We start from the raw sequence: 26,469 nt of genomic DNA on the forward strand, positions 1-26,469 counted from the left end.
ATCTTGAAAGTTTGCGTTGAAGTTTGCGTTGGGGCGTTAGCGATTACTCCTGGTTTTTGGGGTGTGAGTCTCTGTCCCCGGTTCAAGATCGGCTTTTGTCCAGGCTTCTTTTTGAGGGGAAGCTGCATAATAACCCGATAAATTGTGTTGAGGTTTGGCTGAATTCACAACTAAACCTAAAACATTATGTCGAGAAAGTTTGAGAGATTCTAGGGCTTGATTGAGCAAGTTTTTGTCGGTTTTTTTCAACCGCACGACCATTAATAATCCGTCTGTATGAGGCGCTAAAATCTTACTATCAACGACATCAGTACAAGGCGGAGTATCATAAATAACCCAATCATAATTTGAGCAGAATAGACTCATCAAGCTTCTCATTCTATTAGAAGAAAGTAGCTTGGTGGGATCGGGCGGAATTTGACCTGCGGTTAAGACAAATAAATTATCCCAAAGAGGGACGGTTTGAATCACTTCATCGGGATCAACATCGGTATTAATCAGATTGCTGAGTCCGAATTCATTGGCTAAATTAAATTGATCATGAACTTGAGGAAGTCGTAAGTTGGCATCCACTAATAAAACTCGATTCCCCATTGCGGCTGCTGCTTGGGCTAAATGAACAGCAAGGGTTGATTTGCCATCACTTTGAGATGGAGAACTAATCACAAAAGATTTAATCGGTGTATCGGAACTGAGAAAGCCAATATTAGTACAAAGGGTGCGAAAGGCTTCCATAAAGGGCAGAAAATTGTGACCTAAAACAAAGGGGATTGAAGCTTCGGTAATTCCTCCATTTTCGCCGTTAAGCTCGTTGTTCTGTATTTGCTGTTCGAGAGAGAGTTGTTGCCAAGCTTTGAGTTTTTTGTTGTGAGGAATGATCCCCAATATTGGTAATTTTGTTTTGTCTTTTACATCTTCATCAGAGTAGTATACATTATCTAAACGTTCGAGGATAAATGCCACTGCAACTCCGGCTGCTAAACCGCCCAAAATACCTGTTATAATTTGATTGATTAAATTATCCGCAGGCGCACCCGGACGAGCAGGAGGAGAGAGAATTTGCCAGGGAACTTCGGTTTGAGCGCCTTCAATTTGGAGGGATTCTCGTTTTTCTAAAAAGCGATTAAGACTATTAGTTGCAATGGTTAAATCCCGTTGTAAATCGGTATATTGACGGTCTAAAGTCGGCATTTGTTCAAGCTGAATATTGACTTGGGCTTCGGCTTGAGAGATGGCATTTAAACGAACTTGTAATAATAATAAATCATTGGTGACAGCAGCCACTTGAGAGCCTAAAACTTGTTGAGCTTCTTGACTCAGTAAAGGCATTAAGTTTTGGCGTTGATTGAGTAAGTTTTGAATCGGAGCGCTGTTAGAACGGTAGCGGGTAGATTCTAAAGCAATTAAAGTTTCGATTTGTCGAATTTGACCGATTAATTGTTGATAGTTTGCCGAAGAATTTAAAACAGCAATTGCTCCTTCATCTTGTTGTAAAATAGAATAGCGAGTTTGAACTTCGACTAATTGTTTTTGAGTTGCAAACTTTTCAGCCGATAAACTTTCAGCTTGAGAGGATAATTTTTCGGCTTGAGTTTGCGGATTGATAAAATTATATTGTTGTCGAAATCGTTCGAGCCTTGCTTGTAAGGTATCAACTCGATTGATTAATTCGGGTAATTGTTCATCTACAAAGAGTAATCCTTGACGGAGATTTGTTTGTTGTTCTTGGAGAGAATATCTTAAATAACCAATCGCCAATTGATCGAGTACAAATTTCACCCGCTCTGGATTAGAATCTTGATAACGAATATTTAATATTTTTGTTTCTCCTTGTCTAAAAATTGATAATCTACCGACAATTGAACCATAACTCAATTCCGGATATTGTGGAGAAATTTCATTTTCAATAATTTTATTAATCAGTTGAGGACTTTTTAAAATCTGAATCTGAGTCTCATAATCTAGAGAAGTTTCAGTGACTTTTCCGCCGTAACTGTTGGTGAGTCCAGCCAGTTTATTAGAACCTTTTACAGGTTCAACTAAGAGTTGAAAACCAGATTGATAAACAATAGGCTTTCTAATGGCTTGTAATGTCATTGTCGCCGCCACTGCAAAAGCAACACTGGTAATTAAAAGAACGCGACGCTGAATAATCGCAAAAATTTGACCAAAATTATTTTCTTCTCCTTCTCCGGATGGACTCATTTGATTTTGATAAAGGGAAGGGAGAGAGGGAAGGGATTTTTCAGACTTTGATGAAACTAATTTTTCTGAGTTAGATGGAGTAGCCATAGGATAAATGGTTAAGTTAAGAGAGCGAAAAAGTTAAAATTGCTTCAAAATATCCTTCACTCCTGCTGATTAAGATTCCGTAAGTAAAACTGTTTTCTGGGTGTGTATTATCTAGCGTGAGTGACTGAAAAAAGAGAGTTGCACTGCTAAAATAAACGCTCAATTAATTGAAAAATAATTCCAAAAGGTGAAGTTGCATTCAGAATATTACCGAGGTCATCGGAGAGTTTATTTAATCCCGTCGGTCGAACAACAATAATATCATTATTTCGCAGAGTGGGATTATTTGCTTCTCCAATTCCCTCCGCAAAATCAACACTAAATTCTCGCTTTTCTAACGTACCATCAGGAGACAAACGAATTAACTCGACTGCTCCTTCATAAGCACGATTATTAAAGCCTCCAGCCGCTAAAATGGCTTGACTCAGAGGAGTATTGGGTGGAACATCTAAAATTCCTGGACGCAAAACTTCCCCAACAAAATTTACTTTAATGGTACTGGGAGAAAGGGTACTTCGAGCCAGATCATTTACTTCATTTGGAGTCAGTTGATCGGCGGTAGGAATCATAATAGTATCCCCAGTTTTTAAGATCACATCTTGACGCAAATCTCCTTGTTGAATTAAAGCAAATAAGTTCACATCAATTATTTCTTCAGTACCGTTGCGGTTGAGACGTTTCACTTGAATTTGACGTAAATTAGCGGATGAAGTAATTCCTCCGGCTTGTTGAATGGCTTGAGTTACAGTTAGAAATCCCCCAGTGGTACTATCGGCGGTTAAATTATAAGGCCCAGGACGCACAACTTCTCCCACAATTGCGACTTTCATGGGTTTTGATTCAGCCGAATATAAGTTATTATTAACAAGCTGGGGAGCTTCTGCTAAATCAATATTAGTAAGGGTTGGGATAATAATAGTATCGCCAGTTTTTAAGATCACATCTTGACGTAAATCTCCCCCTTGCAAGAGTGCAAATAAATCCACATCAATGATTTGTTCTTGACCATTATTGAGAGGACGACGGACTTTAACTTGACGTAAATTGGCTGTTGATGTAATTCCGCCTGCTTCTTGGATCGCACGAGTAACGGTTAAAACCGCACCTCCACTTCCGGTTTGTAGGGTATAGGAACCCGGTTGAAAGACTTCACCTACAATCGCAATTTTAGCGGGAAGGGATTCTGTGGGATAGAGATTGTTATTGGCGAGTTGGGATGCTTCTGTGAGATCAACCCGAGTTAAGGTGGGAATGATAATTTTATCATCATCTCTTAAGGTTAAATCCTGACGTAAATCCCCACTTTGAAACAAATCCCATAAATTAACAGCGATGATTTTTTCCTGTCCAGAACCCATTTTTCGCTGTACTTTGACTTCTCTTAAATTTGCAGATTGGGTAATTCCTCCAGCGAGTTGAATTGCTTGGGTAATGGTGGGAAATTCTGTCGGATTGACTTGCAGTTGCAAAGCATAAGCACCCGGACGAGTGACTTCTCCAGCGATCGCAATATTTAACGGTCTAGCAGCAACTAAAGTTACAGTAACTTCAGGATTTTTCATGGTTTGAGAAAATCGGGCTTCTAGAGTTCTCTCTAGTTGTAAAATCGTCATTCCAGCGACTTTAAATTGACCTAAGAGGGGCATATTAATCAAGCCATTGGTTAAGATAGCATACTCACCATTATGTTCGGGAAAGTTGGCAACAAAAACGGCTATACGATCACCTCCTCCTAGATTATAGTCGGTATTTTCGGCAACTTCGATAGCTTGAATTGTCGGGGCTGAACTCCGAGAATTTGGCTGTGATGGGGTTCTCTGAGGCGGATTATTTCTAGGGTTGTTACCTGTTTTAATCAGGGTTGGGGCTTCTCCTAGACTGACTAAAGCTTGATAGACAAAAGCAGAAACTTCTGCAAGAGTCGCACTTTTATTGGGGTTTAAAACCCGGATATTCGGATAGTTAACAATTAAACGATTTTCAGTCGCCGCAGCAACTTGACTTAAATTTGATTCCGGTATATTATGAGCATCAATAAAGTAACGATTTAAGCTTTCGGGTGTAATTTGACGGGATTGCAAATTTAAAAGTTGAACCAATGTCACTAAAGCTTCAAGGCGAGAAACGTTTTGATTGGGATCGATATCCGGTTGAACAGAATTAACGCTGAAAGCATTTTGAAGAATGGAGGAAAATTGAGCTTGAGTGATGAATTGATCCGGCTGAATTGAGTTGCCGTCGAGAGGAGGAATGATCCCTCGTAGCACTAAAGGTTCCATAAAACTTCGCGCCCAATGTTGCCCGACTGGATTAGTAGAATAAGCTGAATCGGGTCGAGAAGCAATTCTTTGTTCAACTGAGGTGAATGTCAGGGTTAAAGGATGCGAAGTCGCATCACAATTTCCAGAGTTCAGAATGCTCAGAGATAAAACAGTCAGAATAGAAACGCGCATGAACGTTGGTTGAGTGCTTGACTGAACAAATGATAAATTAGCAAAAACAAATCGGAATTTAAAAGGGGAATAAAAGCGGATTTTGTGCGAATGATATCACCCCGAAAACAGCTACAATGGTCAACAAATACTATGTAGATCTACGAAGTGTTTGTCACCGATCCGGAGATCAGCAAAATTACTGTTTATTCATCCGGATCGTGATCACATAACTCGTATATTGGGAGAGTGTGCGGAAGTAAAAATCTACTCGATCTAACCCTAACTTCCGTGTAATTTCGAGTTGGGGGGCTTGATTTTGCTACTCAGATTGGGGTCGGAACCCGGTGAGATTCCCTTGCTATGGGAATGCCGATCCAGAGAAACAGAAATACTGAATTGACTATGAGTCTGATCAATAATTCCGCCCTAAGCTTTATTGCCACCGCAGTCGGCTGTACACTAACAGGTATAGCCGTCAACGAGCATCTCGATCAGCCCAACCAGACCGGCCCGATTAAACTCGGTATTCAGCAAAATCCCCTGATGGATGCTGAGGATTTGATGGTTGCCGCCTCAGATGGCGTTGAACAGTCCGTTGCTCCACCTGGACAGATGTTCACCCAGGATTTGACACCTTCGGTTCAGGCTGATGATTTTTCCAATTTTCGACCCAAGGAGCCAGAAATTTGGCAACAGTCGCCACTCGATATTGGTAATTTAGTGGTTAAGGCTCGCCCACTTCCTCGGATTGAACAGCCCACTGTCAAGCCGACGGGGAATTTCAGCAACGAGTATTTTCCCGACTACCTCAACTTTGACGGCGATGCTCAGGCTCCAGAACCGATTGAGATGGCAACCGAAAAGTTACCACAGCCAGGAATCATCAATGAACCGATGACTGTTTCTGCCTTTCCATCTGCGTTAGAGCCTGTTCCTGCTCCACCTCCTCTATTTAACGATGAACCGATAGGGGGTGAATATATTGTTGAACCTGAGACGATGATTAGTAATGGTTTTGAGGGAGTTTATCCCGATAATATTACTTCCCAAGAGCAATTGTCTAACCGTTCTTCAACAAATGCAACTCAATATATTGTTGAACCTCAATCGATGACAAGGGCGACTCCTCAACCGCAGCAGGTCAGGGAGAATTCACAAGCTTCAATGCCTGAATTTTATATTGCTGATTCGGCTAAACTTGCGGCTCAATATGTGGTGGAACCTCGAACTGTGATGGCAGTTTTTCCGAGTGAACAATCCCCAGAAATTTTATCAACTTCCGAGGTAAATCGTCAGAGAGATGGGGAAGTTACTCATTCCCGATCTCAAAATCCGAGAGTTTCTAGAACTTCGAGATCCAATCCATCTCAAACAACAGTTGCATCTACAGTTAATTCTTCAGTTTCGGCGACCAACCCCAAACCCAAATTATTGCAAAAATTAGTTGAACCGGATCAACTTCCCTCAGAAATCGGAGCGGATGATATCGTTTATTCGGTAACTTCTACCCCGAAAAATAATCAAATTAATTCAGAGATAGCCGCTAATTCGGTAGAGGAGGAAACTGAAGTTATTGTTGCAGTTGAGTCGGAGTTAGATACCGTTTCAGAATCGATGATGGAAGAACCCAAGACAGAAATAGAACAGATGCCAAGTTTGTTAAGAAAACTGGTTGAATCTTACAATGTATCATCAGACGTTCTACAGGATATCAAAGTTTCTCCCTCTCCTTTAAAAGCATTTGAATCTAAATTTGCTCAAAATCAACTCTAACCTAAAATTTTTAGGAAGGATACAAATTCTTTAATTCGAGACTCTGTTTTACTTTGAAAGAGTAGTGAGGGGCGAACAGAGTCTTATTCAACTGAATAGCTTTACAAAACTGGGGGATTTGTAAAGATGACTCAACTACAGCTTTATAAAACTAGGGGATTTGTAAAACTCCAGGAGTCAATCCGGAGAGTGAAGTCTAATTTTGTAAAAGGGAGTGAAAACAACACCTATTTTTCAAGTTTTAATCCGGTCTAATTTGTCTTCGTTAATTACATTTATGACCCTAAATTCTACCGAATTAATCATTGAATCTGGTCGAGTAGAACGCCAATATTGGCAAGATTTATGGCGATACAGAGAGTTGTTTTACTTTCTATCTTGGCGAGATATTTTAGTCCGTTACAAGCAAACGATTATTGGGATGGCTTGGGCGTTAATTCGACCATTTTTAGGAATGGTTGTATTTACTGTCGTATTTGGTAAAATCGCCAAACTTCCATCAGATGGAGTTCCCTACCCAATTTTAGTATTTGCTGCAATGCTTCCTTGGCAATTTTTTTCTAATTCTCTGACAAACTGTAGTAATAGTTTGATTGGAAATGCTAATTTAATTTCTAAGGTTTATTTTCCCCGATTAATTGTACCTGTTAGTGCAGTTGTTGTGAGTTTTGTTGACTTTCTAGTTTCTGGAATTATTTTATTGGGATTAATGGCTTGGTATAACTTTATTCCCAATTGGCGAATTATTACACTACCGTTATTTATTGTAATTGCAGTTTTAGCTTCTGTGGGAGGAGGATTATGGTTTGCATCACTGAATGTTAAATATCGTGATTTTCGCTATGTTGTGCCATTTGTCGTTCAGTTTGGTCAGTATATTTCCCCCGTTGGATTTAGTAGTAGTATTGTTCCAGAAGACTTGAAATTTTTTTATTATCTCAATCCATTAGTTGGGGTAATTGATGGGTTTCGTTGGGCAATAATTGGTGGAGAAACTAAAATTTACTGGTTAGGGTTTAGTTTGTCTGTTGGATTGGTTTTACTTATATTTATCACAGGAGTTTGGTATTTCCGAAAAACAGAGCGAACTTTTGCTGATGTGATTTAATTTAAAAAAAATTACACATTCTTCCGGAAAAGTTCATCAAACTTAGCAATTAGGGAACAGTAATTCTTCAAACATATGTCTGAGACAATTATTCAGGTCGAAAACTTAGGCAAAAAATACATTATCGGTCATCAAAAACAGGAGCGTTATGCAACCCTGCGAGATCAGATGGCAAATGGGGCTAAGTCTTTAGGACAAAGTTTACTCAAACCTTTTGGAAAACAAAGCAATGATCCCAGTAGTGAAGAATTTTGGGCATTAAAAGACTTATCCTTTGAGATTAAAGAAGGGGATAGAGTCGGAGTTATTGGTCATAATGGTGCGGGTAAATCGACACTCTTAAAAATTCTGAGCCGCATTACAGAACCCACAACAGGAAGAATTACAATTAAAGGCCGGGTTGCGAGTTTATTGGAGGTTGGAACTGGATTTCATCAAGAGTTAACTGGGCGGGAGAATATTTTTCTTAACGGTGCAATATTGGGGATGAGCAAAGCAGAAATAAAGCAAAAATTTGATGAAATTGTTGCTTTTTCCGAAGTCGATAAATATCTCGATACACCCGTCAAAAAATATTCTTCTGGAATGCGAGTTCGTTTAGCTTTTGCAGTTGCTGCTCATCTAGAACCCGAGATTTTAATCGTTGATGAAGTCTTAGCCGTTGGGGATATTGCTTTCCAAAATAAATGTATTGGTAAGATGGAAGACATCACCGAAAATCAAGGTAGAACAGTGTTATTTGTAAGTCATCAAATGGCAGCCGTTCGCAAACTTTGTAATGTTGCTTATTGGCTAGAAAAAGGAAAAATCAGGGAAACAGGAGCCGTTGATCACATTATTGATTCCTATGAAAAGCACATGATTAGTCGAGCTAGCTCTCAGTTAAATGGCAAGATTGTGAATGAAGAACATGGACTAGAAATTCACAGTATTGATGCTTTTGTTGAGGATGATGAAGATACATTAACATTAAAAATTGAGATCAAAGGTTGCGCTCAACAACAAATTTCTCGTTTAGGAATATCAATTCAGATTACAACTTCCGACGGTATTCTTGTTTCTAATATTTGGCCTCGCATGGCAAATTCATTCTTAGATAATATTCAAGGTGATTGGAATTGTGTCTTTGAATATCAAGATATTACTAAATATTTAGGTGGGGGTGACTATATAATTAATATCATAGTTACTCGGCTAGGAAAAGGAATTATCTTTAAATTAGAAGATGCTGCAATTATTAATATTCCACCTGTAGATATTTATGATTCAGGAAACTATTTTTCTTGGCGTCAGCATGGATTTGTTCCGTTACCCGTTCAATTTTCTTATAGTTGCAAGTAACTAAGCTAAATGCTAACAACTTTTAAACAAGCTATACGCCCTTATTTCATTTCTCTAACATCCGTAGATAAATTAGAGAAAAATTTGAAGACTTTTCCAATAGTATTACCGCCCGAGAAAGTAGAGACATCAGAAATTTTAAAGATGCCTTTATACGATTTATCTCAGGGCTTAAAACAAAATTATTACGTGACACCGACGGTTTATAAAACTCATTTGAAAAATGTCATGTATTGTCCGGCTAGTAATTTATTATTTAGTTCGTCTAAAAAAATAATTGTAGATTCTAGTAGCACGGTAAAAACCAAGGAAAAAATTGCGAACTCAGTCAATATCAGAAAGCTATATTTCAGCAATCCCGAAAAAATTGAAGGTGATTGTACCGTGTTTCATACCTTTGCTAATGGTAGTAACTATTATCACACTTTAATCGATCATATTCCGAGACTTTATACACTGCACCACAATAGTTATCAGAGCCTTAAGGAAATCAAAGTTTTATGTAACTCAGAATTAACAAAAGTTGAAAGCTTTTTTCTTGAAAAATTACTACCCAAAAATACTATAATTACTTGGGTAGACCAATCGAAGATATACTCATTAGATCGGTTTATTTTCTTGGGATATTTAAGCCGTCGCTTTGCTGGTTTTTTGCCTTCAACTTACCTGAATTGGTTTATAGAAAAAGTTAGACCAAACAAACTTAGAGAAAAAAAGAATCGCATTTTTATATCGCGAAAAAAAATCACGGATCAATCTACACGCTGCATTCTTAATGAAGATGAAGTTTGTAGTGTTTTAAAAAAATATGGATTCAAAAAATATGTGCTTGAAAGCCTCTCGATAGAAGAACAAATTGATTTGTTTTATAATGCAGAGTTTGTTGTCGGTGTTCACGGTGCGGGATTGACTAATATCATTTTCTCAGAAAAAATTAAAGTTTTAGAATTACATCCTATGCAATCTATTTTTCCCCACTATTACTACTTATCAAAATCTCGGAAACATTCTTACTTGTATTGGTGCGCTCAAGAAAAAGAGAAAAATACTAATTTTGAGGTTAATATTGGCGAAATTGAACAGATAATTAAATCTAATTTTACTTGATCAGTTAGCCTCATTTTAAGTTCAATTAAAGACAGCAAGATAATGAATAGGTAAAAACTTATGAATCTGAAAAAAACTTACATCATTTGCTCAACAATGAGAAGTGGAAGCACTCTTTTATGTGATCTGCTAACTAATACTAAGTTAGCGGGTCAACCTCAAGAGTTTTTTCTACCCCAGTGGGAGAAGAAAAGTAAATTTGACACGACTAACTATCCAGAATATCTTCAAAAAATGCTAGAGTCATTTGCATCTTCTAATGGTGTCAGTGGTGTAAAGTTAATGTGGTGTAACTGCGAATACGTTATCCGAAGACTGCATAAAAGTTCTGAGAGTTCATCTAAGCCTGATTTAGAACTTTTGAAAGAAGTTTTTCCTGATCTCAAATTTGTTTTCATTTCTCGTCGTAGCAAAGTTCGCCAAGCTATATCTTTAGCTCGTTCAGTTAAAACAAAACAATGGAATAAATATCAAGACAGTCAAAATCCGGGAAAAACTTCATTTAATCGATATGGCAATATTTATAACTCACAGAAAAATCCTTATCCCTATATTAGTCCTGGAACATTAGAGGTTTACCTTTCTCAGATAAAAAAAGATGAGAGTGCTTGGTTTGAATTTTTTAAAAATAACAATATTGAACCACAAATCATCATCTACGAAGAACTTGCTCAAAATAAGCAGAAGAATATCAACAATATTCTCCAGTTTTTAGATATTCAAACTCTGGAGGATCTAAATATTGATTCATTCTTTAAAAAGCAGGCTGATTTTTACACAGATTTTTTGGTCTTACAATACCAAATTTACAAAGCATTAAACTGGCTAATACCCAGTTGGATACTTAAACCGTTATTTTTGATCAAAAATTACTTCAATTATATAATTAAACCAGAACATAAAAAAAGCTAATTTTACTTAAATTTATTGTCTCAAAAAACTTAGGAAAAATAATGACATGAAACTTGCATATTTTGGACATCATAAGTCGGGTTCAACTTGGATTGAAACTTTAATTAAACAAGTTTGTTATCAACTGAAGCTCAAACCTTACATTGCTAGTAATCCAGAGCTATTTAATAGTAATTTAGATAGCTATATGCACAGAGAAAATATTGATTTTATCTGTTATACAAACGCAGAGATTCACTTTGTAAAACCGATCTTGGAAAAGATTAAAGGCTTTCATGTTATTCGAGATCCACGAGATATTATTGTTTCTGCCTACTTCTCCCATCGATATAGTCACTCTACTGAGTCTTGGCCAGAACTAAATGACTATCGAAAAGAGTTGGAACATCTAACAAAGGATCAAGGTTTACTATTTGTGATGGAATATCTATCTTGTATGAAGGTAGATGGAGTAGAGTTAAATATCTTCGGACAAATGCAGGAATGGAACTATAACCTACCAAATGTACTAGAGATAAAATTTGAAGAAATGATTACAAACCCCTATAAAAAATTTCTCGACATTTTGCAATTTTTAGACTTATTGGATGACTCTCCTTACATTTCTGTAAAATCTATGTCATCTTATCTTTTTAGCGAAACCTTGAATCGGGGAATAAATAAAATTAATCCTTCTCTGAAAAAGAAGATTAGTTTTAACTCAAAAATTTATGCTTGGCAAGCTTTAAATATTATCTATGAACATGATTTTGCTCGCTATGCAAGAGGTAGAAAACCTGGACAAGAAGATGTCAAATCTCATAATCGTAAAGGGGTTGCTGGAGATTGGAAAAATCACTTTGAAGAAAAGCATAAACAGCTTTTTAAAGAAAAATATGGTTCACTTTTAGTTCAGCTTGGCTATGAACAAAACAATGACTGGTAAAGCGTTTAAGAGTGACTCTGTAATGAATATTTGCATTGTCACACCTCACTATGCAACTCCAAATTTAGTGAACAGTGGAATTGCTAATCATTTCTATGAGTTAGCACAGGGGTTGAGTCAACTGGATCATCAGGTTCATATTTTATTTGTCACTGATCAAAATTTCACAGAGGAGGATATCCTAGCAGAAATTTCAAAAAATCAAAAAGGTAAAATCTATCTTTATCCCCTTGAAATAAAGTTACCAAACTGGATTGAAAGAGTATTTAAAGATAGATGGGCGCAGAAATTACTCCTGAAGAAAGTTTGGACAGTTCTACAAACGAAAAAAGTTTTAACTCAACTTGTAAAAAAACATAAAATTGATGTGATTGAAACAACAAGTTATGACTTTCTCTGTCTGGCTTATTTGTTGAAACGCAATCGTCCGCTGATTGTAACGCGAGTCTCAACTACCCTCAAACAAATCAATAGAGATCATTATGAATTTGCTTCTAGAGCGATAAAAACAGCATCTTGGTTAGAAGGCTTAATGATTAGTATTAGCGATCGCTTAACCACTCATACCCTCACCCATCGGGATGAAATTTGTAATGACTTTAAAATCAATCCGGAGCGATTTAAAATTATTCCTCATGGGATTCAACTCCCAGAACAAATCAAAATAGATAAATCTAATCAACCGTTAGAAAAGATTCAGGTTCTCTATGTTGGACGCTTTGAATATCGTAAAGGGATAGATGTGTTTCTCGAAGCAATTCCTTTGGTTTTAGACAAAATGAATACTATTAATTTTACTCTAGTTGGGAAAGATCTTGATCGGACTTATCAACAAAGCTTTCAAGAAAAATGGGGTAAAAAATTTGATGATTCTGTTATCTTTACTGGAACAGTTGACTCAGAAAATTTACATCAGATGTATCAGGAATGTGACTTATTTGTTGCGCCCTCGCGCTATGAATCTTTTGGCTTAATTTATGTAGAAGCCATGAGTTATGGAAAGCCTGTTATTGGTTGTAGAACTGGAGGTGTTCCAGAAGTGATAGAAGAAAAAACAACAGGATTACTCGCTAAACCGGGTAACTCTCAAGACTTGGCTGAAAAGATTTTACAGCTTGCTGGTGATGCTAATTTGCGCTATGAGATGGGGCAACAGGGTCGCCAACGAGTTGAACGTCTTTTTAGTCGAGAACAAATGGCTAAACAAACTGTTAAAAACTACTCAGTAATTTTATTATGAAGCTAATTATTAGTGTAATTATCTGTACACACAATCCTCGTTCTCATTATATTAGTAAAGTGTTAGACGCTTTAAAGTCTCAAACTTTCCCTCAAGAAAAATGGGAACTTTTGCTGATTGATAATGCCAGTGATAGACTACTTTCATCAGAGATTAATCTGAGTTGGCATCCAAATGCTCGTCATATTCGAGAAGAAAAACTGGGCTTAACAGCGGCTCGATTGCGAGGTTTTAAAGAAGCTGTCGCAGAAATATTTGTCTTTGCAGATGATGATAATGTGCTGGCTCCAGATTATCTTAAAAATGTAGTTGATATTTGTGTGAATTATCCAAAACTAGGAGCATGGGGGGGCAAAACAATACCTGAATATGAAATTAAACCCGAGTCTTGGATATGCGAAATTGATGGACTTTTAGGACTACGTGATTTCGGAGATGATATTAAAGTATGCTATTGGGAAGAAACATCAATTCAGTCTTTTAACTTTGCCAAAAAATTGAAACAATATCCTGATTGTTCTCCGATTGGTGCAGGACTAATATTGCGACGAGAAGCAGCAGAATTCTATGTACAGCAAGTGACTGGAAGTAGCACCAGGCTAGCACTCGGTAGGACCGGAAAACAACTGATTTCAGGTGAAGATAATGACATTGTTTTAACTGTTTTAGAAGGGTGTTGGGGTGTTGGTTATTTTCCTCAACTTCAATTAACTCATTTAATACCCTCCCGTCGCCTCTCAAAAAACTATCTTGCCAAGTTAAATCGAGCGATGTCACGATCTTGGATTCAAGTTTTAGATTCACATGAAATTAGACCTTGGAAAAAAATTCCTTATTGGACAGTATTACCGCGAAAAGTTAGAGCATTTTTTCGTTATAAACCTTGGAAAGATGCAGTTTCATACATTCGATGGCAAGGGGCGTGTGGAACTTTTGAAGGATTAGGTGCATTAACTCATCATAAATCAGTCAACTGATCACAAAACTATTCTTTAGACTAAAAATAATAGCGTTTTATACAACAATTAGATGAACACATCACTCAAGCAATTTGCTAAATCTTTGCACTTAGGAGTTGTCGCTTATCAGCTTTACTACGCTCCTAAAGGTTTGATTCAAAAATATATACATCGAGATCCGATCAGGCGTGCGATAGATGAGCAAGCCCGTCAACAGATGGAAGCGGCAGCTTATCGACTTAAACCCATTGAAATACAAAGTTCAGATTCTCCTCTAGAAATTCACTTTTTAACAGGTCGAAAGTTTTGGTATCAAACTTGTTTTTGTGCTTATTCTATGGCACTGCATTCTAACATCAATCTCAGACCTGTAGTTTATGACGATGGAACATTAGAAAACAAGTATGTTGAACAAATTAAGCGAATATTTCCAGATGTAAAGATTATTTATCTGAATGAGATAGAAGAACGCCTAGACCAATATTTACCTATCAGTAAATTTCCTTATCTTAGAGAACGTCGTGCAAATTATCCAAATATGCGGAAGCTCACTGATATTCATATTGGTTCTTCTGGATGGAAGTTAGTATTGGACTCAGATATGATCTTTTTCCAAACTCCAACCTTTCTAATAAATTGGTTGAAGTCTCCCAATAAACCCTGTCATATGGTCGATGTAGAGACTTCCTACGGTTACTCATATGCGTTAATGACATCTTTAGCTAGAGCGGAAATACCTCAACGCTTGAATGTTGGAATTTGTGGATTAAATAGTGATGAGATTGACTGGGAAAAACTTGAATTTTGGTGCAGAACTTTGATTGAAAAAGAAGGAACTCATTACTACCAAGAACAGGCTATTACTGCAATGATTATCGCAGGTAAACCTTGTGAGATTGCTCCCCAAAAAGACTACATTGTGAAGCCAACAAACGAAGAAGTTGTTAGTCAAAAAGGAATTGTACATCATTATGTAGCCGACTCAAAACCTTGGTATTTCCGCTATGCTTGGAAACAAATTGTTAATCATCAAAAAAAGCTCGAATAAGTTAACTTTAAACTCTATATTGAGGATTCATTATGAAACCACTGGTCTCTATTATCATTCCTTGCTATAACTGCGAAAAATGGCTAGCTGAAACTTTAGAATCAGCTTTAGCGCAGACTTGGAAAAACTTAGAAATTATCATTGTTGATGATGGTTCAACAGATAACAGTTTAGCAATTGCACGGAGTTTTGAATCGGAAAATATTAAACTAATTCATCAGAAAAATAGGGGAGCTAGTGCGGCAAGAAATCAAGCCTTTCAGGAAAGTCAAGGATATTTTATTCAATACCTCGATGCTGATGACCTTTTAGCATTTGATAAAATAGAGCGTCAAATTCAACTTTTAGGAGATAGCGACTCTGAATTTGTAGCAACTGGAGAATGGGCAAGATTTTATAAAACACCTTCTGAAGCTGTGTTTAAATCTCAACCTCTTTGGGGGAATACGTCACCCACTGACTGGTTAGTTTGTGCTTGGGAAGGAGAGTGGATGATGCACCCTGGAGCGTGGCTTGTACCTCGTAATATTGCAGAAAAAGCAGGTTTTTGGAATGAAAATTTATCTCTAGATGATGATGGTGAATACTTTTGTCGGGTTGTTTTAGCGAGTCAGGGCGTTAAGTTTTGTCAAGGTGCTAAAGTTTTTTACAGATCTGGTATTTCAGGGAGTCTGAGCGCCTCTAAGTCAAGAACAGCATGGGAATCAGCTTTTCACTCTCTAGAACTTCGCACCAGCTATCTTTTAGCAAGAGAAAATAGTTCTTGTACACGTCATGCTTGTGCTACTGCTTTTCAACGTTTTATTTATAATAACTATGCCAATAATGTACCAGATTTAATTCGTAAAGCAGAGGATAAAGTTGAATTTTTAGGAGGATCGGAGATTAAACCCATTGGCGGGCCTCGGTTTCAGAGATTAGCTGAAATAGTAGGTTGGAAATCAGCCAAAAAAATTCAATTAGTTTTCAATGAGTTAAAACAAATATTTTAAATCAAAAATATCAAGATTCACAGATTATGCAACTTAAATCTTTCACGAACTGGATACCTCCTCTGTGGAGACTCGAATACAAGCTTAAATTTGCTCTTTCTCATGTGGGTTTATTTGATAAAAAAGCAGTTTATACAGGTTTAAAAAACGTTTTTGACGATGATATTTTTATTGTTTCATATCCAAAATCAGGCAATACATGGGTGCGGTTTATCATTGCTCATCTAATCAGCTATCAAGACACAGTAAGCTTTAGAAATATTAATGATTATGTGCCGGACATTTATATTTCTAAAGATTATCTTAACACGATGAAACAGCGACCTCGTTTCATTAAAACTCATGATGCAGGTTATGAGTTTTACCCCAAATTTATATACATCTATAGAGATGGAAGAGATGTAGCTATCTCCTACTATCATTATTTAACAGGACGAGGCGAATTTAATGGAACCTTGAAAGAGTTTTTAAATAGTAAACCTTCTTGGGGTGCAGTCGGTTGGAGCAGTCATGTATCCAGAGCTATAGATTATGCTAAAAGTCATTCAGACCAGGTTTTATTAGTCAAATATGAAGATCTGCTAAATAATTCCGTAAAAAATGTTAAAAGTATAGTGGATTTTTGCCAATTAAATGTGAGTATTGAAAACATAAAATATGCTATTGAAAAATCTGAATTTCAACAATTAAAACAAATGGAGAAACAATATGGTTCGGAATTTTATAACACTAAAAATTCTTTCTTTCGTTCTGGAAACTCCGGACAATGGAAAGAGATGTTTTCTGAGGAAGATATCCAACAGTATTTATCAATAGCAGATAATACACTTCGTCAACTCGGATATTTAGATTAACCCTTAAAATTGGATAAAATCATTAGAATGCGAATCTTTTTAGTCTGTCAACAGTCTCTTAAAAATCACTTGGTTCCGGCTTACCAGTTTTGGGAAGACTACTTTAAAAAAGGAATAGAAGAAGCGGGACATGAATGGGTTGAAGCTCAAAACATTGATTGGGCTGAAGGTTTAGTATATTTAGATAAAAAAGCCCTAAACACATGGCGCGATCTCACTTGGTCTTTAACCCTTTCCGCAATTAAAAAAGAGCATCGTAAAAAACCGATCAACCTATTTCTGAGCTATCTTTTTCCGAAACAAGTTGAACCTACAGCCCTTAAAGAAATTCAAAAATTAGGAATTCCTTGCGTTAACTTTTTCTGTGATAATATTCGAGAGTTTACAAAAATACCCCCAGTATTTTATGAGTTTGATTTACATTGGGTTCCAGAATTTAAAGCCATAAAAATGTATCAAAAAGCCAGACAAAACTATATTTATGCTCCTATGCCTGTGTGGATTCCACCTGAACAAAGAACGTGGGATCATCCAGAACACTACGGTGTCAGTTTCATTGGGTCGCGAGATATTCAGCGAGAAGCATTATTAGCTCAAGTCTTGAATTTGGGTATTTCTCTAGAAATTCGAGGATCAGCCTGGAATAAAGCTGAAACTCCGAGTTCAACTCTTATAAAACCAGAAAAAACCTTTTACAAAACTTTAGTAAACCAAGTCAATTTTTTAACTGCAAATGGAATCAATGCTTGGTATGGAAAAGCAACCTATAAACGTCAAACGAGAATACCTGACGATTATTTTAAAGATGCAGTAAAACCGAAACCTGATCCTCAGGAATATGTCAATATTATCCAACAAAGCCGTATAACTCTAGGGATTAATCGCTATCCAAGCTATCAATATCCCTTTTCAAAACCAGATACTTATTCTCGAATGCGAGATATTGAAGCCCCAATGATGGGAGCTTGTTACTTGACAGAATGGACAGAAGGATTAGAACATCTTTATGAGCTAGGTGAAGAAATTGAAACCTATTGTACCGCTGAAGAAATGGTTGATAAAATTCACAAGTTAGAAGCCGATCCAGAACGACGAAAAAAAATGCGTTTTCAGGCTCAGAAACGAGTAGTTTCACAGCATACTGTTTCTCAAACTCTTGATAAAATTATCAATAAAATGGGATTAAAAATTTAGTATTAACCGATGTGTTATCCAGCTATTTAAAACAAATTTATGGCTAAAATTTCAATTCTGATTGGTGGTCATCTTTGCACCGCACCTAGACCTCAAAAAGAAGCAGATGCTTTAGCGGCAGCCGGACATCAAGTAACTGTGCGAGGCTTTTGGTTTGATCCCGAACTAATACAACGTGATCACCTCATTTTAGCTGAAAAAAAATGGCAATTTGCACCAATTCTTGACTTTCAACCCAATCATAAAATTAACAATTTTAAAGTCAGACTACAAGCTAAAATTGCCAAAGAAAAATATCAACGATTTAGCATCTTCTCACCGGATTTATTAGGCTATGGTGCGACTGCTATGCTGCAAGTTGCCTGTCAAACTCAAGCCGACTTAACCATCGTTCATTCTGAAGTTGGGCTTTGGGTAGGCAATCAACTTTTAAATAAAGGTTTTCGTGTGGGAGTTGATTTTGAAGATTGGTTTTCTGAAGATTTGCTCCCCTCTATTCGTGCAACCCGACCCATTAGTCAACTTAAAATATTGGAACGTCGTCTGGCTAAAGATTGTATTTATTGTTTGACTACTTCTCATGCTCTCGCCGCAGCTTTTTCTGAAGCTTATCAAGTACCCAAACCGACAGTAATTTACAATACATTTGCAGCAAAAGAACGCTTCTATATTGATGGAAAAACACTCGATAAAATTAATTCAAAACTTTCTTCTTTGCATTGGTTTTCTCAAACAATAGGACCGGGACGAGGCTTAGAGATCTTATTTCAAGCTTTACCCTATCTGCAAACTCCTGTTGAAGTTCATTTGCGAGGTTACTATCCAGAAACATCACAGCAATGGCTACAACAGCAAGTAACTAATGAGTGGCGCGATCGCATTTTTATTCACCCCACTGTTCCCAACTCTGAGTTATTATCTCGTATTGCTGAACATGATATTGGTTTGGCACTAGAACAACCCCATATTCCTAGTCGAAATCTTACTATTACTAATAAATTTTTTCAATATTTACAAGCAGGTTTAGCTATTATTGCCACGGAGACAGCAGGACAAAAAGAGATTTTTCAGCAATGTCCTAAAATTGGAAAGTTACTTCCTAATAATCATCCAACTATCCTAGCTCAAGCGATTGAAAACTTACTACAAAATCCGGAAAAATTAGCTACAGCTAAAATAGCTTCACTGCAAGCGGCTCAAAATCAATTTTGCTGGGAACAACAAATAAATTTGCTAATACAAAGAGCTGAACAGGCATTAGCTCGGTAAAATTTGTTTTTTAACCTAACTTTTCCGGATCTGGAAGTTAGAGCTTGTTTTTTGAATATAGAAGTATAGTGGAGAAAGCTGAGACGTGAGTGAAAAAACAGTGGCTAACTCAATGACTCTAAAGCAACGCTTTGGTGCATGGTTGATTCCTAGACTTTTTATTAATCGTCATGTTTTTAATCACATTCGGCTTGAACTTAATGCTTTACGAGTGCGTATTTTGTCTCAACTTAATCCAGGACTAAGAGGCAAAATTTATTATTTACGACAGCAGCATGACCTATTAATTAATATAGGTTGTGGCCCTTTTGGTCATTCAAACTGGGTTAATCTTGATTTGTTTCCTCATCCCAATGTAACTCTTACCGCTGATTGTCGGCGTTGGCTTCCTTTTGCAGATTCATCATGTTTAGGTATTCATGTTGAGCATTTTCTTGAACACCTTAATCCTGTAGATGAGCGTTCACAATTCTTACAAGAATGTCGTCGATGTTTACAACCTAATGGTGTTTTACGAGTGATTGTTCCTGATGCTGAACTTTATATCAAAGCTTATTTGGAGTCCGGATGGGATACACTGAATCAAATTGGTTGTGGTGGAGACAAACCCGAAACTGTTTTTAAAACCAAAATGGATGCTTTAAACCATGTTTTTATTCAAGATTGGGAACATTATGGTGGATATGATGCAGAAAGTTTAGAGCAAACTATTAAAGATGCAGGCTTCAAACAAATTACTCGTTGGAGTTGGCAGCAAGGTGATTTTCCTGGAGGTTGTATTGACCGTGATCAACATCGTCTGTACTCTTTATATTTTGAAGCAAAGCTCTAATTTTATCCAAACCTTAGAATACTTTTGATCGCTATATTTCCTTGATCATTTATTAGAGTTTACCAGACTCAAAGCAAAACTGAACTAATAAAATAGTCTCTCCTCCTGAATAGGATGGACAAAATAATTCAAACTCAACAACAATTATAATTCGCATTTAAAGTATACTTTCGTACAAAATTTAGGGAGATTTAGGATGAATTGGAGATACTTTATCGGCAAGTCACTGGCTATTCTAGGAAACTCTATTCTAGCTTCTAAAATGATGCCTTTAATAAGATTTATTCCTGTTGGAATAAGTTATCCTTATGATATTAAAAGATTTTCTAAAGATTATCAATTTGAGACGATTTTTGATGTGGGAGCAAATATTGGTCAAACCAGCCTATTTTTAAGTAAACATTTTCCTCAAGCTGGAATTTGTGCTTTTGAACCTGTTCATAAAACTTTTAATCAGTTATGCACAAATACTAAAATAAAAAATAAAATAAAACCTTTTAATTATGCAATGGGCGCTCAAGAAGAAGAACTATTGATTTCAATTCGTGAAAATTCAGAACTCAATACTTTAGTCCGAGATGGTTCTAAAAATCCAGTCTTAGAAAAAACTGTTGAAACTGTTAAAGTAACAACAATTGATACTTTCTGTCAGCAACAGTATATCGAAAAAATCGATTTATTAAAAATGGATGTTCAAGGATTCGAGCTTGAGGTTCTTAAAGGGGCAGAGTTCTACTTAAAAAATAACTTGATTAGTTTTATATATGCTGAAGTGAGTTTTGAAAATTCAAATAAAGAATGTCAATTGTTTGAAGATTTGTATTATTATTTAAACAATAATAATTTTAGACTTTCCGGATTTTATGAAGTTTTTCGTTGGGGAGCTGACAAGAGATATTTTGGATTTTGTAACGCTTTATTTGTAAATTGTAGTCTATAGATCAGTCCAATAAAAATGAAAAAAATTCTTCTAACAGCCGATCCAGAACTGCCAGTTCCTCCCCAACTTTATGGAGGAATTGAACGCATTGTTAATTTGTTGATCACCGAATTACGATCTCGTGGTTATACAATTGGACTGGTCGCTCATAGCGATTCTACTTCACCCGCTCATTATCATTTTTCCTGGCCTGGTTTGCGCTCTCAAGATAAATTTGATGCCCTAAAAAATACAGTAACATTATGGTCAGCTGTTCAACAATTTCAACCTGATATTCTCCATAGTTTTTCTCGTGTTCTTTACTTATTACCGTTGCTAAAATCTCCTCTCCCCAAAATTATGTCTTATCAACGTGCAACAGGAGGGTCATCTGTTAAATGGGCAGCTAAACTCGCACAAAATACCCTCACTTTTACAGGTTGTAGTAATTATATTTGCCGTCAAGGATTAAGTGCAGGAGGTGTTTGGAATACCATTTACAATTGTGTTGAAACCGAAAAATACACCTTTAAACCTCATGTTGCTGACGATGCACCGTTAGTATTTCTTAGTCGTATAGAACGCATAAAAGGCGCACACACAGCAATTAAAGTTGCATACAAAACTGGACGACGCCTGTTAATTGCAGGAAACTATAGCACCATAGGCGAAGCAGGAAGCTATTGGAAAAACGAAATTCTCCCCCATCTAGGTAAAAATGGAATTGAATACGTTGGCACGGTCAATGATGAACAAAAAAATGAACTTTTAGGTCAGGCGGCGGCGATGATTGTTCCGATTGAATGGGAAGAACCTTTTGGCATTGTATTTGCAGAAGCACTTGCCTGTGGAACACCCGTGATTTCTTGTCCAAGAGGCGCATTACCTGAAATTGTGCGTCCGGGAATTGATGGTTATCTGATTAACACTATAGAAGAAGCTTGTATGGCGGTGGAAAATCTGACGAAAATTGATCGTTATAACTGCCGTCAACGCGCTCAAAAATATTTTTCTGCTTCCACAATTGTAGACCAATATGAGCAACTTTATCAGAGTTTAATAAGTACAAGCTCATAAAAACTCTGATGGATTGCTGATTTAAACTCTAAATTATTCTAAATTTTTCCGGATCTCTTTGCGATTTTTTGTGATCTGTAGTGGAGAGTTTATCTCAAAACGTTCATTGGGATCAATTTTAGAGGAACCAACATTGAACCGTAAAGTTTTAATTATCAGTCCTTATTTTCCCCCCATTAACGCACCCGACCATCAACGGGTTAGAATGGGATTACCCTATTTTCAAAAATTGGGCTGGGAACCTCTAATCTTAACAGTAAACCCAGACTATATTGAAGGAACGATAGACCCGTTACTCACTCAAACTATACCTGAAAATATTTCGATTACTCAGATTAAGGCATTACCTGTAAAATACACCCGTAGACTGGGATTAAGCAATATTGGTTGGCGATGTCTTCCCTATTTATTTGCCACAGGTCAGCGAATTTTAACCCAACAAAAAATAGATTTAATTTATTTCTCTACAACAGTTTTTATAACAATGGGATTAGCTCCATTATGGTTTCGTCGTTTTAAAATTCCTTATCTCCTAGATTTTCAAGATCCTTGGTTAAATGATTATGGAAAAAAATTTGGATATGATCAACCCCCTGGAGGTCAACTTAAGTATGGCTTTGCTCAACAAGTAGCACAAATTTTAGAGCCATTTACAATGCGTAAGGTTAGTCATATTATTAGTGTTTCTCCTGCATATCCAAAAACACTAATTGAGCGATATTCCTGGCTAAAAGAAGATCAATTTACGGTTTTACCCTTTGGTGCGCCGGAAAAAGATTTTGAGTTACTTCCTCAGTTAAAAGTTAAGCAAACTATTTTTAATTCTAATGATGGTAAACGTCATTTGGTGTATGTAGGTCGCGGTGGAAGTGATATGAATTTGGCATTACGGGCTTTATTTTTAGGGATTAAATCACAGCGTGATCGCCATCCAGAATACTGGAGTACAGTCAAGTTACATTTTGTTGGAACCAGTTATGCTTACGGAGAACGAGCGACCAAAACAGTTGAACCAATAGCTGAAGAATTTGGAGTCAATGATTTAGTTGAAGAACATCCTAATCGTGTTCCTTACTTTGAAGCTTTACAACTTTTAGTCGAGAGTGATGGTATTTTATTGATTGGTTCTAACAACCCAGATTATACTGCTTCTAAATTATATCCTTGTATATTAGCACGTAAACCTATTTTAGCTTTATTTAACCAACAAAGTTCGGTGGTAGATATTCTTAAAAGCTGTCAAGCAGGTCAAGTTGTTGCTTTTGATTCTCACGATAGTCCTACTGATTTACTTCCCCAAGTTACTGAGCAATTAAGTTGGTTAATTTCAACTCCAAAAGGATATGAACCTGAAACAAATTGGTTAGCTTTTAAACCCTACACAGCAGAAGAAATGACTCGACAGCAATGTAATGTATTTGATCAAGTTTTAAGTAATTCGTCATTATCTTAGTTTATATGAGCTTATATAATCAAGTTATTGCTCTTTATCAAAAAGCTCAATCCCAACTGATTCGATGGGAAAGACGACGTTTACTTCAAACTTTTTGGATTGGGGTTAGTGTATTTTTTGTTCAAAATGCCCAGTCTTTACAAACTAATGCTCCACTCGTTAGTTTAGCTGCTGTTTTAGTGAGTATTGCATCCTTATATCCGATGTATCTTTGGTGTTCTGGAAAAGCATTAGGAATGCCAATTTTTCCATTTTTTGCCTTAACCCATTTAAACACAAATGCAATCCCTCTACTCAGTAACCATCCTCTAGTTATTACTTATTCTCCAGACAGTCAGTTTTATGCAGGAATTACAGTCACTATTCATCTAGCAGTTGGAACTTTTTTTTGGCTAAAAGAGGTTAAATATAATTCTACTCCTCCTCTATCTTATCGCACCCTTGTTGATAACAAAGGAGAAAATTTTTTCTTGTTAATTTTAGCAGGTGCAGTTTTCTTTAATATGTATTCTCGAGGAAAATGGTTTCCCCTAAGTGGCGGATTATTTGCATTAGTTAGAGGCGGAATTTTAGGACTCTGTGTATTAGCTGTTTTTATTTTATCTTATCGTCAAGGAGAGAAAAGATTAACAGGTATTAAATCACAAATTTATGTAGTTTTAATGATTTCTTATTTTCTCAGTAGTGCAGCCGGATTGATTCTTAGAGATAATGTCGGTGTTTTTTCAGTTGCTTTTATTGCTTTTATTTTAGGGAGTCATCGGATTCCATTAATTACGATTGGAATTGTCTTAGCTTGTCTAACTATTCTGCATTATGGAAAGACTGAAATGCGCTCTAAATATTGGTTTGACCAGGGAGGATTTACATTACAGCCCTGGGAATATCCAGCTTGGTATAATGAGTGGATTGGTTATTCCTTAGAAAATTTAAACCATGAAGAAAACGAAGAAGAAGGTTCTGGCGAAAGTTCACCTTCTGAGCGATCAAGTATTATTCAAATGCTACTTTTAGCTCAGAAAAAATCCCCCTCAGAATATCCCTATTTAATGGGAAAAACTTATCTTATTTTACCTCAGATGATTCTTCCTAGAATTGTCTATCCTAACAAGCCTCGGAGTCACGAAGGAACTTATATTTTAAGTGTTTATTATGGATTACAAAGTTATCAAGATACCTACAGAACTACAATCGCCTGGGGACTTTTAGCAGAAGCCTATGCAAACTTTGGATTAATGGGTTGTGCTGGACTCGGAATGATTCTGGGAATAGCTTATGGTAAAGTAGCTCGCTGGAGTATGAACACTTCTATTCTATCAGTCCGATCACTTTTTTCTATTCTAATTATTAGTTTTGCGGCTCAAAGTGAATGGTCAGCCAGTGTTTATGTAGCCTCACTCTTTCAATCCAGTATGGTTTTAGTAGGGATATCATTTGTCTTTATGAAAGTTATTCCCAATCGTGAACATCCTGTTTTTGAATTAATGGAATATAGTCATTACTACGAGATTGAACATGAATAAAATTGCTATCATTACAACTCATCCAATCCAGTATTATGCCCCTTGGTTTCGTTATTTAGCTCAAGAAAAAGATTTTTTAATTAAAGTTTTTTATCTTTGGGATTTTGGTATAACTCAACAGGTTGATCAAGGATTTAAGCAATCAATTCAGTGGGATATTCCCTTATTGTCAGGATATAACTATGAATTCGTCCCTAATCAAAGTTCAAAGCCAGGAACTCATCATTTTTGGGGATTTCAAAACCCATCATTAGTATCAGTCGTTGAAAATTTTCAGCCCCAGAGTGTACTCTTAATGTGTTACAACTATGCTAGTATTTACAATTTTATTTGGCGTTGGAATACTCGTAAAGTTCCCCTAATTTTTCGTGGAGACTCTCATCGAATTTTACCTAGAACAGGTACTAAGCAATGGATGCGTCGTCAATTTATTTCTCTAATATATAGTCAATTTTCAGCCTGTTTATATGTCGGAAAAGCAAACTATAACTACTATACTTATCACGGAGTTTTATCTAAAAATCTGTTTTTCTCTCCCCATGCAGTTGATAATAATCGTTTCTTTTCTCAAACCGAAGAAGCAATGAAACAGGCTAAAATCTGGAAACAAGAACTTAAGATCCCCGAAAATCATGCTGTCATTTTATTTGCTGGAAAATTTGAAAGCAAAAAACGACCACTTGATTTACTTCAGGCTTTTATACAGTCTAATTTACCTAAGGTTTCACTCTTATTTGTTGGGGCAGGTTCTTTAGAAAATGAATTGCGGTCACAAGCAACAAATCACTCATCAATTTATTTTGCTCCTTTTCAAAATCAGAGTCAAATGCCACGTACCTATGCAATAGCTGATCTTGTCGTTTTACCCAGTTATGGGGCTTGGGAAACGTGGGGACTGGTGATTAATGAAGCGATGTGTCTTTCTCGGGCAGTTATTGCAAGCGATCATGTTGGATGCGCCCAAGATTTAATTCATTCAAACCAGAATGGATTAGTTTTTCCCGCCGGAAATATTTCCGCCTTAGTAAATTGTTTACAAAAGGCTTTCTTAGATCTCAAAAAATTAAAACAATGGGGAGAAGAAAGTCGCAATATAATCACAAGTTATAGCTATGTTCAAGCAACTCAAGGACTGAGAAGTGCTATCAATCATCTTAATACTTAATTATTGATTTTCCTAACAAAAATTAGATCTTTTCACTATCAAAAGGAGACA

At 36.5% G+C, this 26,469-nt stretch carries 21 protein-coding genes; 19 read left to right on the forward strand and 2 right to left on the reverse strand.

Going from position 1 to position 26,469, the window contains the following annotated elements:
* Window positions 1-36: 36 nt before the first annotated feature.
* Together L8106_RS03365 and L8106_RS03370 are read right to left on the reverse strand one after the other, a co-directional pair.
* On the reverse strand, window positions 37-2,292 hold the full coding sequence (locus L8106_RS03365) for a polysaccharide biosynthesis tyrosine autokinase (protein ID WP_009782785.1): 2,256 nt from the start codon (window positions 2,290-2,292) through the stop codon (window positions 37-39).
* 146 nt (window positions 2,293-2,438) lie between these two features.
* Complete coding sequence (locus tag L8106_RS03370) at window positions 2,439-4,745, reverse strand: SLBB domain-containing protein (RefSeq protein WP_009782786.1); 2,307 nt, start codon at window positions 4,743-4,745, stop codon at window positions 2,439-2,441.
* Between the two features lie 384 nt (window positions 4,746-5,129).
* On the opposite strand from L8106_RS03370, the gene L8106_RS03375 reads away from it, so the two are divergent.
* The 19 genes from L8106_RS03375 to L8106_RS03465 all read left to right on the forward strand — a co-directional run bounded on the left by L8106_RS03375 (window position 5,130) and on the right by L8106_RS03465 (window position 26,418).
* Complete coding sequence (locus L8106_RS03375; RefSeq protein ID WP_156803569.1) at window positions 5,130-6,500, forward strand: hypothetical protein; 1,371 nt, start codon at window positions 5,130-5,132, stop codon at window positions 6,498-6,500.
* A 214-nt stretch (window positions 6,501-6,714) separates the two neighbouring features.
* Window positions 6,715-7,608 carry an ABC transporter permease gene (locus tag L8106_RS03380; protein WP_009782788.1) on the forward strand — a complete coding sequence of 298 codons (894 nt, stop codon included), beginning with the start codon at window positions 6,715-6,717 and terminating at the stop codon, window positions 7,606-7,608.
* A 75-nt stretch (window positions 7,609-7,683) separates the two neighbouring features.
* A complete protein-coding gene (locus L8106_RS03385) occupies window positions 7,684-8,949 on the forward strand; it encodes an ABC transporter ATP-binding protein (RefSeq protein ID WP_009782789.1) in 1,266 nt (421 codons plus the stop codon).
* A 9-nt stretch (window positions 8,950-8,958) separates the two neighbouring features.
* Window positions 8,959-10,056, forward strand: a complete 1,098-nt coding sequence (locus tag L8106_RS03390; RefSeq protein ID WP_039895390.1) for a DUF563 domain-containing protein — start codon at window positions 8,959-8,961, stop codon at window positions 10,054-10,056.
* Window positions 10,057-10,116: 60 nt separating this feature from the next.
* Entirely contained in the window at window positions 10,117-10,968 is an 852-nt protein-coding gene (locus L8106_RS03395; RefSeq protein WP_009782791.1) for a Stf0 family sulfotransferase, read from the forward strand.
* Window positions 10,969-11,014: 46 nt separating this feature from the next.
* The gene (locus L8106_RS03400; protein ID WP_009782792.1) at window positions 11,015-11,893 is read left to right on the forward strand and encodes a sulfotransferase domain-containing protein; all 879 of its coding nucleotides are present in this window, start codon (window positions 11,015-11,017) and stop codon (window positions 11,891-11,893) included.
* A 22-nt stretch (window positions 11,894-11,915) separates the two neighbouring features.
* Window positions 11,916-13,133, forward strand: coding sequence for a glycosyltransferase family 4 protein (locus tag L8106_RS03405; RefSeq protein ID WP_198012887.1), 1,218 nt, complete (start codon window positions 11,916-11,918; stop codon window positions 13,131-13,133).
* Window positions 13,130-14,110 carry a glycosyltransferase gene (locus tag L8106_RS03410; protein WP_009782794.1) on the forward strand — a complete coding sequence of 327 codons (981 nt, stop codon included), beginning with the start codon at window positions 13,130-13,132 and terminating at the stop codon, window positions 14,108-14,110. The genes L8106_RS03405 and L8106_RS03410 overlap by 4 nt, the downstream gene beginning before the upstream one ends.
* 52 nt (window positions 14,111-14,162) lie before the next feature.
* On the forward strand, window positions 14,163-15,140 hold the full coding sequence (locus tag L8106_RS03415) for a hypothetical protein (RefSeq protein WP_009782795.1): 978 nt from the start codon (window positions 14,163-14,165) through the stop codon (window positions 15,138-15,140).
* Window positions 15,141-15,172: 32 nt separating this feature from the next.
* Window positions 15,173-16,132, forward strand: coding sequence for a glycosyltransferase family 2 protein (locus tag L8106_RS03420; RefSeq protein WP_009782796.1), 960 nt, complete (start codon window positions 15,173-15,175; stop codon window positions 16,130-16,132).
* A gap of 26 nt (window positions 16,133-16,158) precedes the next feature.
* Window positions 16,159-16,986 (forward strand): sulfotransferase domain-containing protein, encoded by an 828-nt coding sequence (locus L8106_RS29305; RefSeq protein WP_009782797.1) that lies wholly within the window; start codon window positions 16,159-16,161, stop codon window positions 16,984-16,986.
* A gap of 27 nt (window positions 16,987-17,013) precedes the next feature.
* On the forward strand, window positions 17,014-18,180 hold the full coding sequence (locus L8106_RS03430) for a glycosyltransferase (protein WP_009782798.1): 1,167 nt from the start codon (window positions 17,014-17,016) through the stop codon (window positions 18,178-18,180).
* A 39-nt stretch (window positions 18,181-18,219) separates the two neighbouring features.
* Window positions 18,220-19,449: a glycosyltransferase gene (locus tag L8106_RS03435; protein ID WP_009782799.1), complete on the forward strand. Its 1,230-nt coding sequence runs from the start codon at window positions 18,220-18,222 to the stop codon at window positions 19,447-19,449.
* An 85-nt stretch (window positions 19,450-19,534) separates the two neighbouring features.
* The gene (locus tag L8106_RS29310) at window positions 19,535-20,281 is read left to right on the forward strand and encodes a methyltransferase domain-containing protein (protein WP_009782800.1); all 747 of its coding nucleotides are present in this window, start codon (window positions 19,535-19,537) and stop codon (window positions 20,279-20,281) included.
* A gap of 196 nt (window positions 20,282-20,477) precedes the next feature.
* Window positions 20,478-21,221 carry an FkbM family methyltransferase gene (locus L8106_RS03445; RefSeq protein WP_009782801.1) on the forward strand — a complete coding sequence of 248 codons (744 nt, stop codon included), beginning with the start codon at window positions 20,478-20,480 and terminating at the stop codon, window positions 21,219-21,221.
* A 15-nt stretch (window positions 21,222-21,236) separates the two neighbouring features.
* Complete coding sequence (locus L8106_RS03450) at window positions 21,237-22,277, forward strand: glycosyltransferase (protein ID WP_009782802.1); 1,041 nt, start codon at window positions 21,237-21,239, stop codon at window positions 22,275-22,277.
* 133 nt (window positions 22,278-22,410) lie between these two features.
* Window positions 22,411-23,730 (forward strand): hypothetical protein, encoded by a 1,320-nt coding sequence (locus tag L8106_RS03455; RefSeq protein ID WP_039895452.1) that lies wholly within the window; start codon window positions 22,411-22,413, stop codon window positions 23,728-23,730.
* A gap of 5 nt (window positions 23,731-23,735) precedes the next feature.
* The gene (locus tag L8106_RS03460) at window positions 23,736-25,253 is read left to right on the forward strand and encodes a hypothetical protein (protein WP_009782804.1); all 1,518 of its coding nucleotides are present in this window, start codon (window positions 23,736-23,738) and stop codon (window positions 25,251-25,253) included.
* Window positions 25,246-26,418 (forward strand): glycosyltransferase family 4 protein, encoded by a 1,173-nt coding sequence (locus L8106_RS03465; RefSeq protein WP_009782805.1) that lies wholly within the window; start codon window positions 25,246-25,248, stop codon window positions 26,416-26,418. Before L8106_RS03460 ends, L8106_RS03465 begins: the two co-directional genes overlap by 8 nt.
* Window positions 26,419-26,469 lie beyond the last annotated feature (51 nt).

The sequence above is a fragment of the Lyngbya sp. PCC 8106 genome (assembly GCF_000169095.1).
In the GTDB taxonomy this organism is placed as follows: Bacteria; Cyanobacteriota; Cyanobacteriia; order Cyanobacteriales; family Microcoleaceae; genus Capilliphycus.

What these genes read in the sequence shown, in the direction of transcription:
- L8106_RS03375 (WP_156803569.1), top strand. Translation starts at nt 5,130, where the DNA reads ATGAGTCTGATCAATAATTCCGCCCTAAGCTTTATTGCCACCGCAGTC.
- L8106_RS03365 (WP_009782785.1), bottom strand. Translation starts at nt 2,292, where the DNA reads ATGGCTACTCCATCTAACTCAGAAAAATTAGTTTCATCAAAGTCTGAA.
- L8106_RS03390 (WP_039895390.1), top strand. Translation starts at nt 8,959, where the DNA reads ATGCTAACAACTTTTAAACAAGCTATACGCCCTTATTTCATTTCTCTA.
- L8106_RS03460 (WP_009782804.1), top strand. Translation starts at nt 23,736, where the DNA reads ATGAGCTTATATAATCAAGTTATTGCTCTTTATCAAAAAGCTCAATCC.
- L8106_RS03410 (WP_009782794.1), top strand. Translation starts at nt 13,130, where the DNA reads ATGAAGCTAATTATTAGTGTAATTATCTGTACACACAATCCTCGTTCT.
- L8106_RS03385 (WP_009782789.1), top strand. Translation starts at nt 7,684, where the DNA reads ATGTCTGAGACAATTATTCAGGTCGAAAACTTAGGCAAAAAATACATT.
- L8106_RS03435 (WP_009782799.1), top strand. Translation starts at nt 18,220, where the DNA reads ATGGCTAAAATTTCAATTCTGATTGGTGGTCATCTTTGCACCGCACCT.
- L8106_RS03405 (WP_198012887.1), top strand. Translation starts at nt 11,916, where the DNA reads ATGAATATTTGCATTGTCACACCTCACTATGCAACTCCAAATTTAGTG.
- L8106_RS03395 (WP_009782791.1), top strand. Translation starts at nt 10,117, where the DNA reads ATGAATCTGAAAAAAACTTACATCATTTGCTCAACAATGAGAAGTGGA.
- L8106_RS29305 (WP_009782797.1), top strand. Translation starts at nt 16,159, where the DNA reads ATGCAACTTAAATCTTTCACGAACTGGATACCTCCTCTGTGGAGACTC.
- L8106_RS03370 (WP_009782786.1), bottom strand. Translation starts at nt 4,745, where the DNA reads ATGCGCGTTTCTATTCTGACTGTTTTATCTCTGAGCATTCTGAACTCT.
- L8106_RS03415 (WP_009782795.1), top strand. Translation starts at nt 14,163, where the DNA reads ATGAACACATCACTCAAGCAATTTGCTAAATCTTTGCACTTAGGAGTT.
- L8106_RS03445 (WP_009782801.1), top strand. Translation starts at nt 20,478, where the DNA reads ATGAATTGGAGATACTTTATCGGCAAGTCACTGGCTATTCTAGGAAAC.
- L8106_RS03450 (WP_009782802.1), top strand. Translation starts at nt 21,237, where the DNA reads ATGAAAAAAATTCTTCTAACAGCCGATCCAGAACTGCCAGTTCCTCCC.
- L8106_RS03465 (WP_009782805.1), top strand. Translation starts at nt 25,246, where the DNA reads ATGAATAAAATTGCTATCATTACAACTCATCCAATCCAGTATTATGCC.
- L8106_RS03420 (WP_009782796.1), top strand. Translation starts at nt 15,173, where the DNA reads ATGAAACCACTGGTCTCTATTATCATTCCTTGCTATAACTGCGAAAAA.
- L8106_RS03400 (WP_009782792.1), top strand. Translation starts at nt 11,015, where the DNA reads ATGAAACTTGCATATTTTGGACATCATAAGTCGGGTTCAACTTGGATT.
- L8106_RS03430 (WP_009782798.1), top strand. Translation starts at nt 17,014, where the DNA reads ATGCGAATCTTTTTAGTCTGTCAACAGTCTCTTAAAAATCACTTGGTT.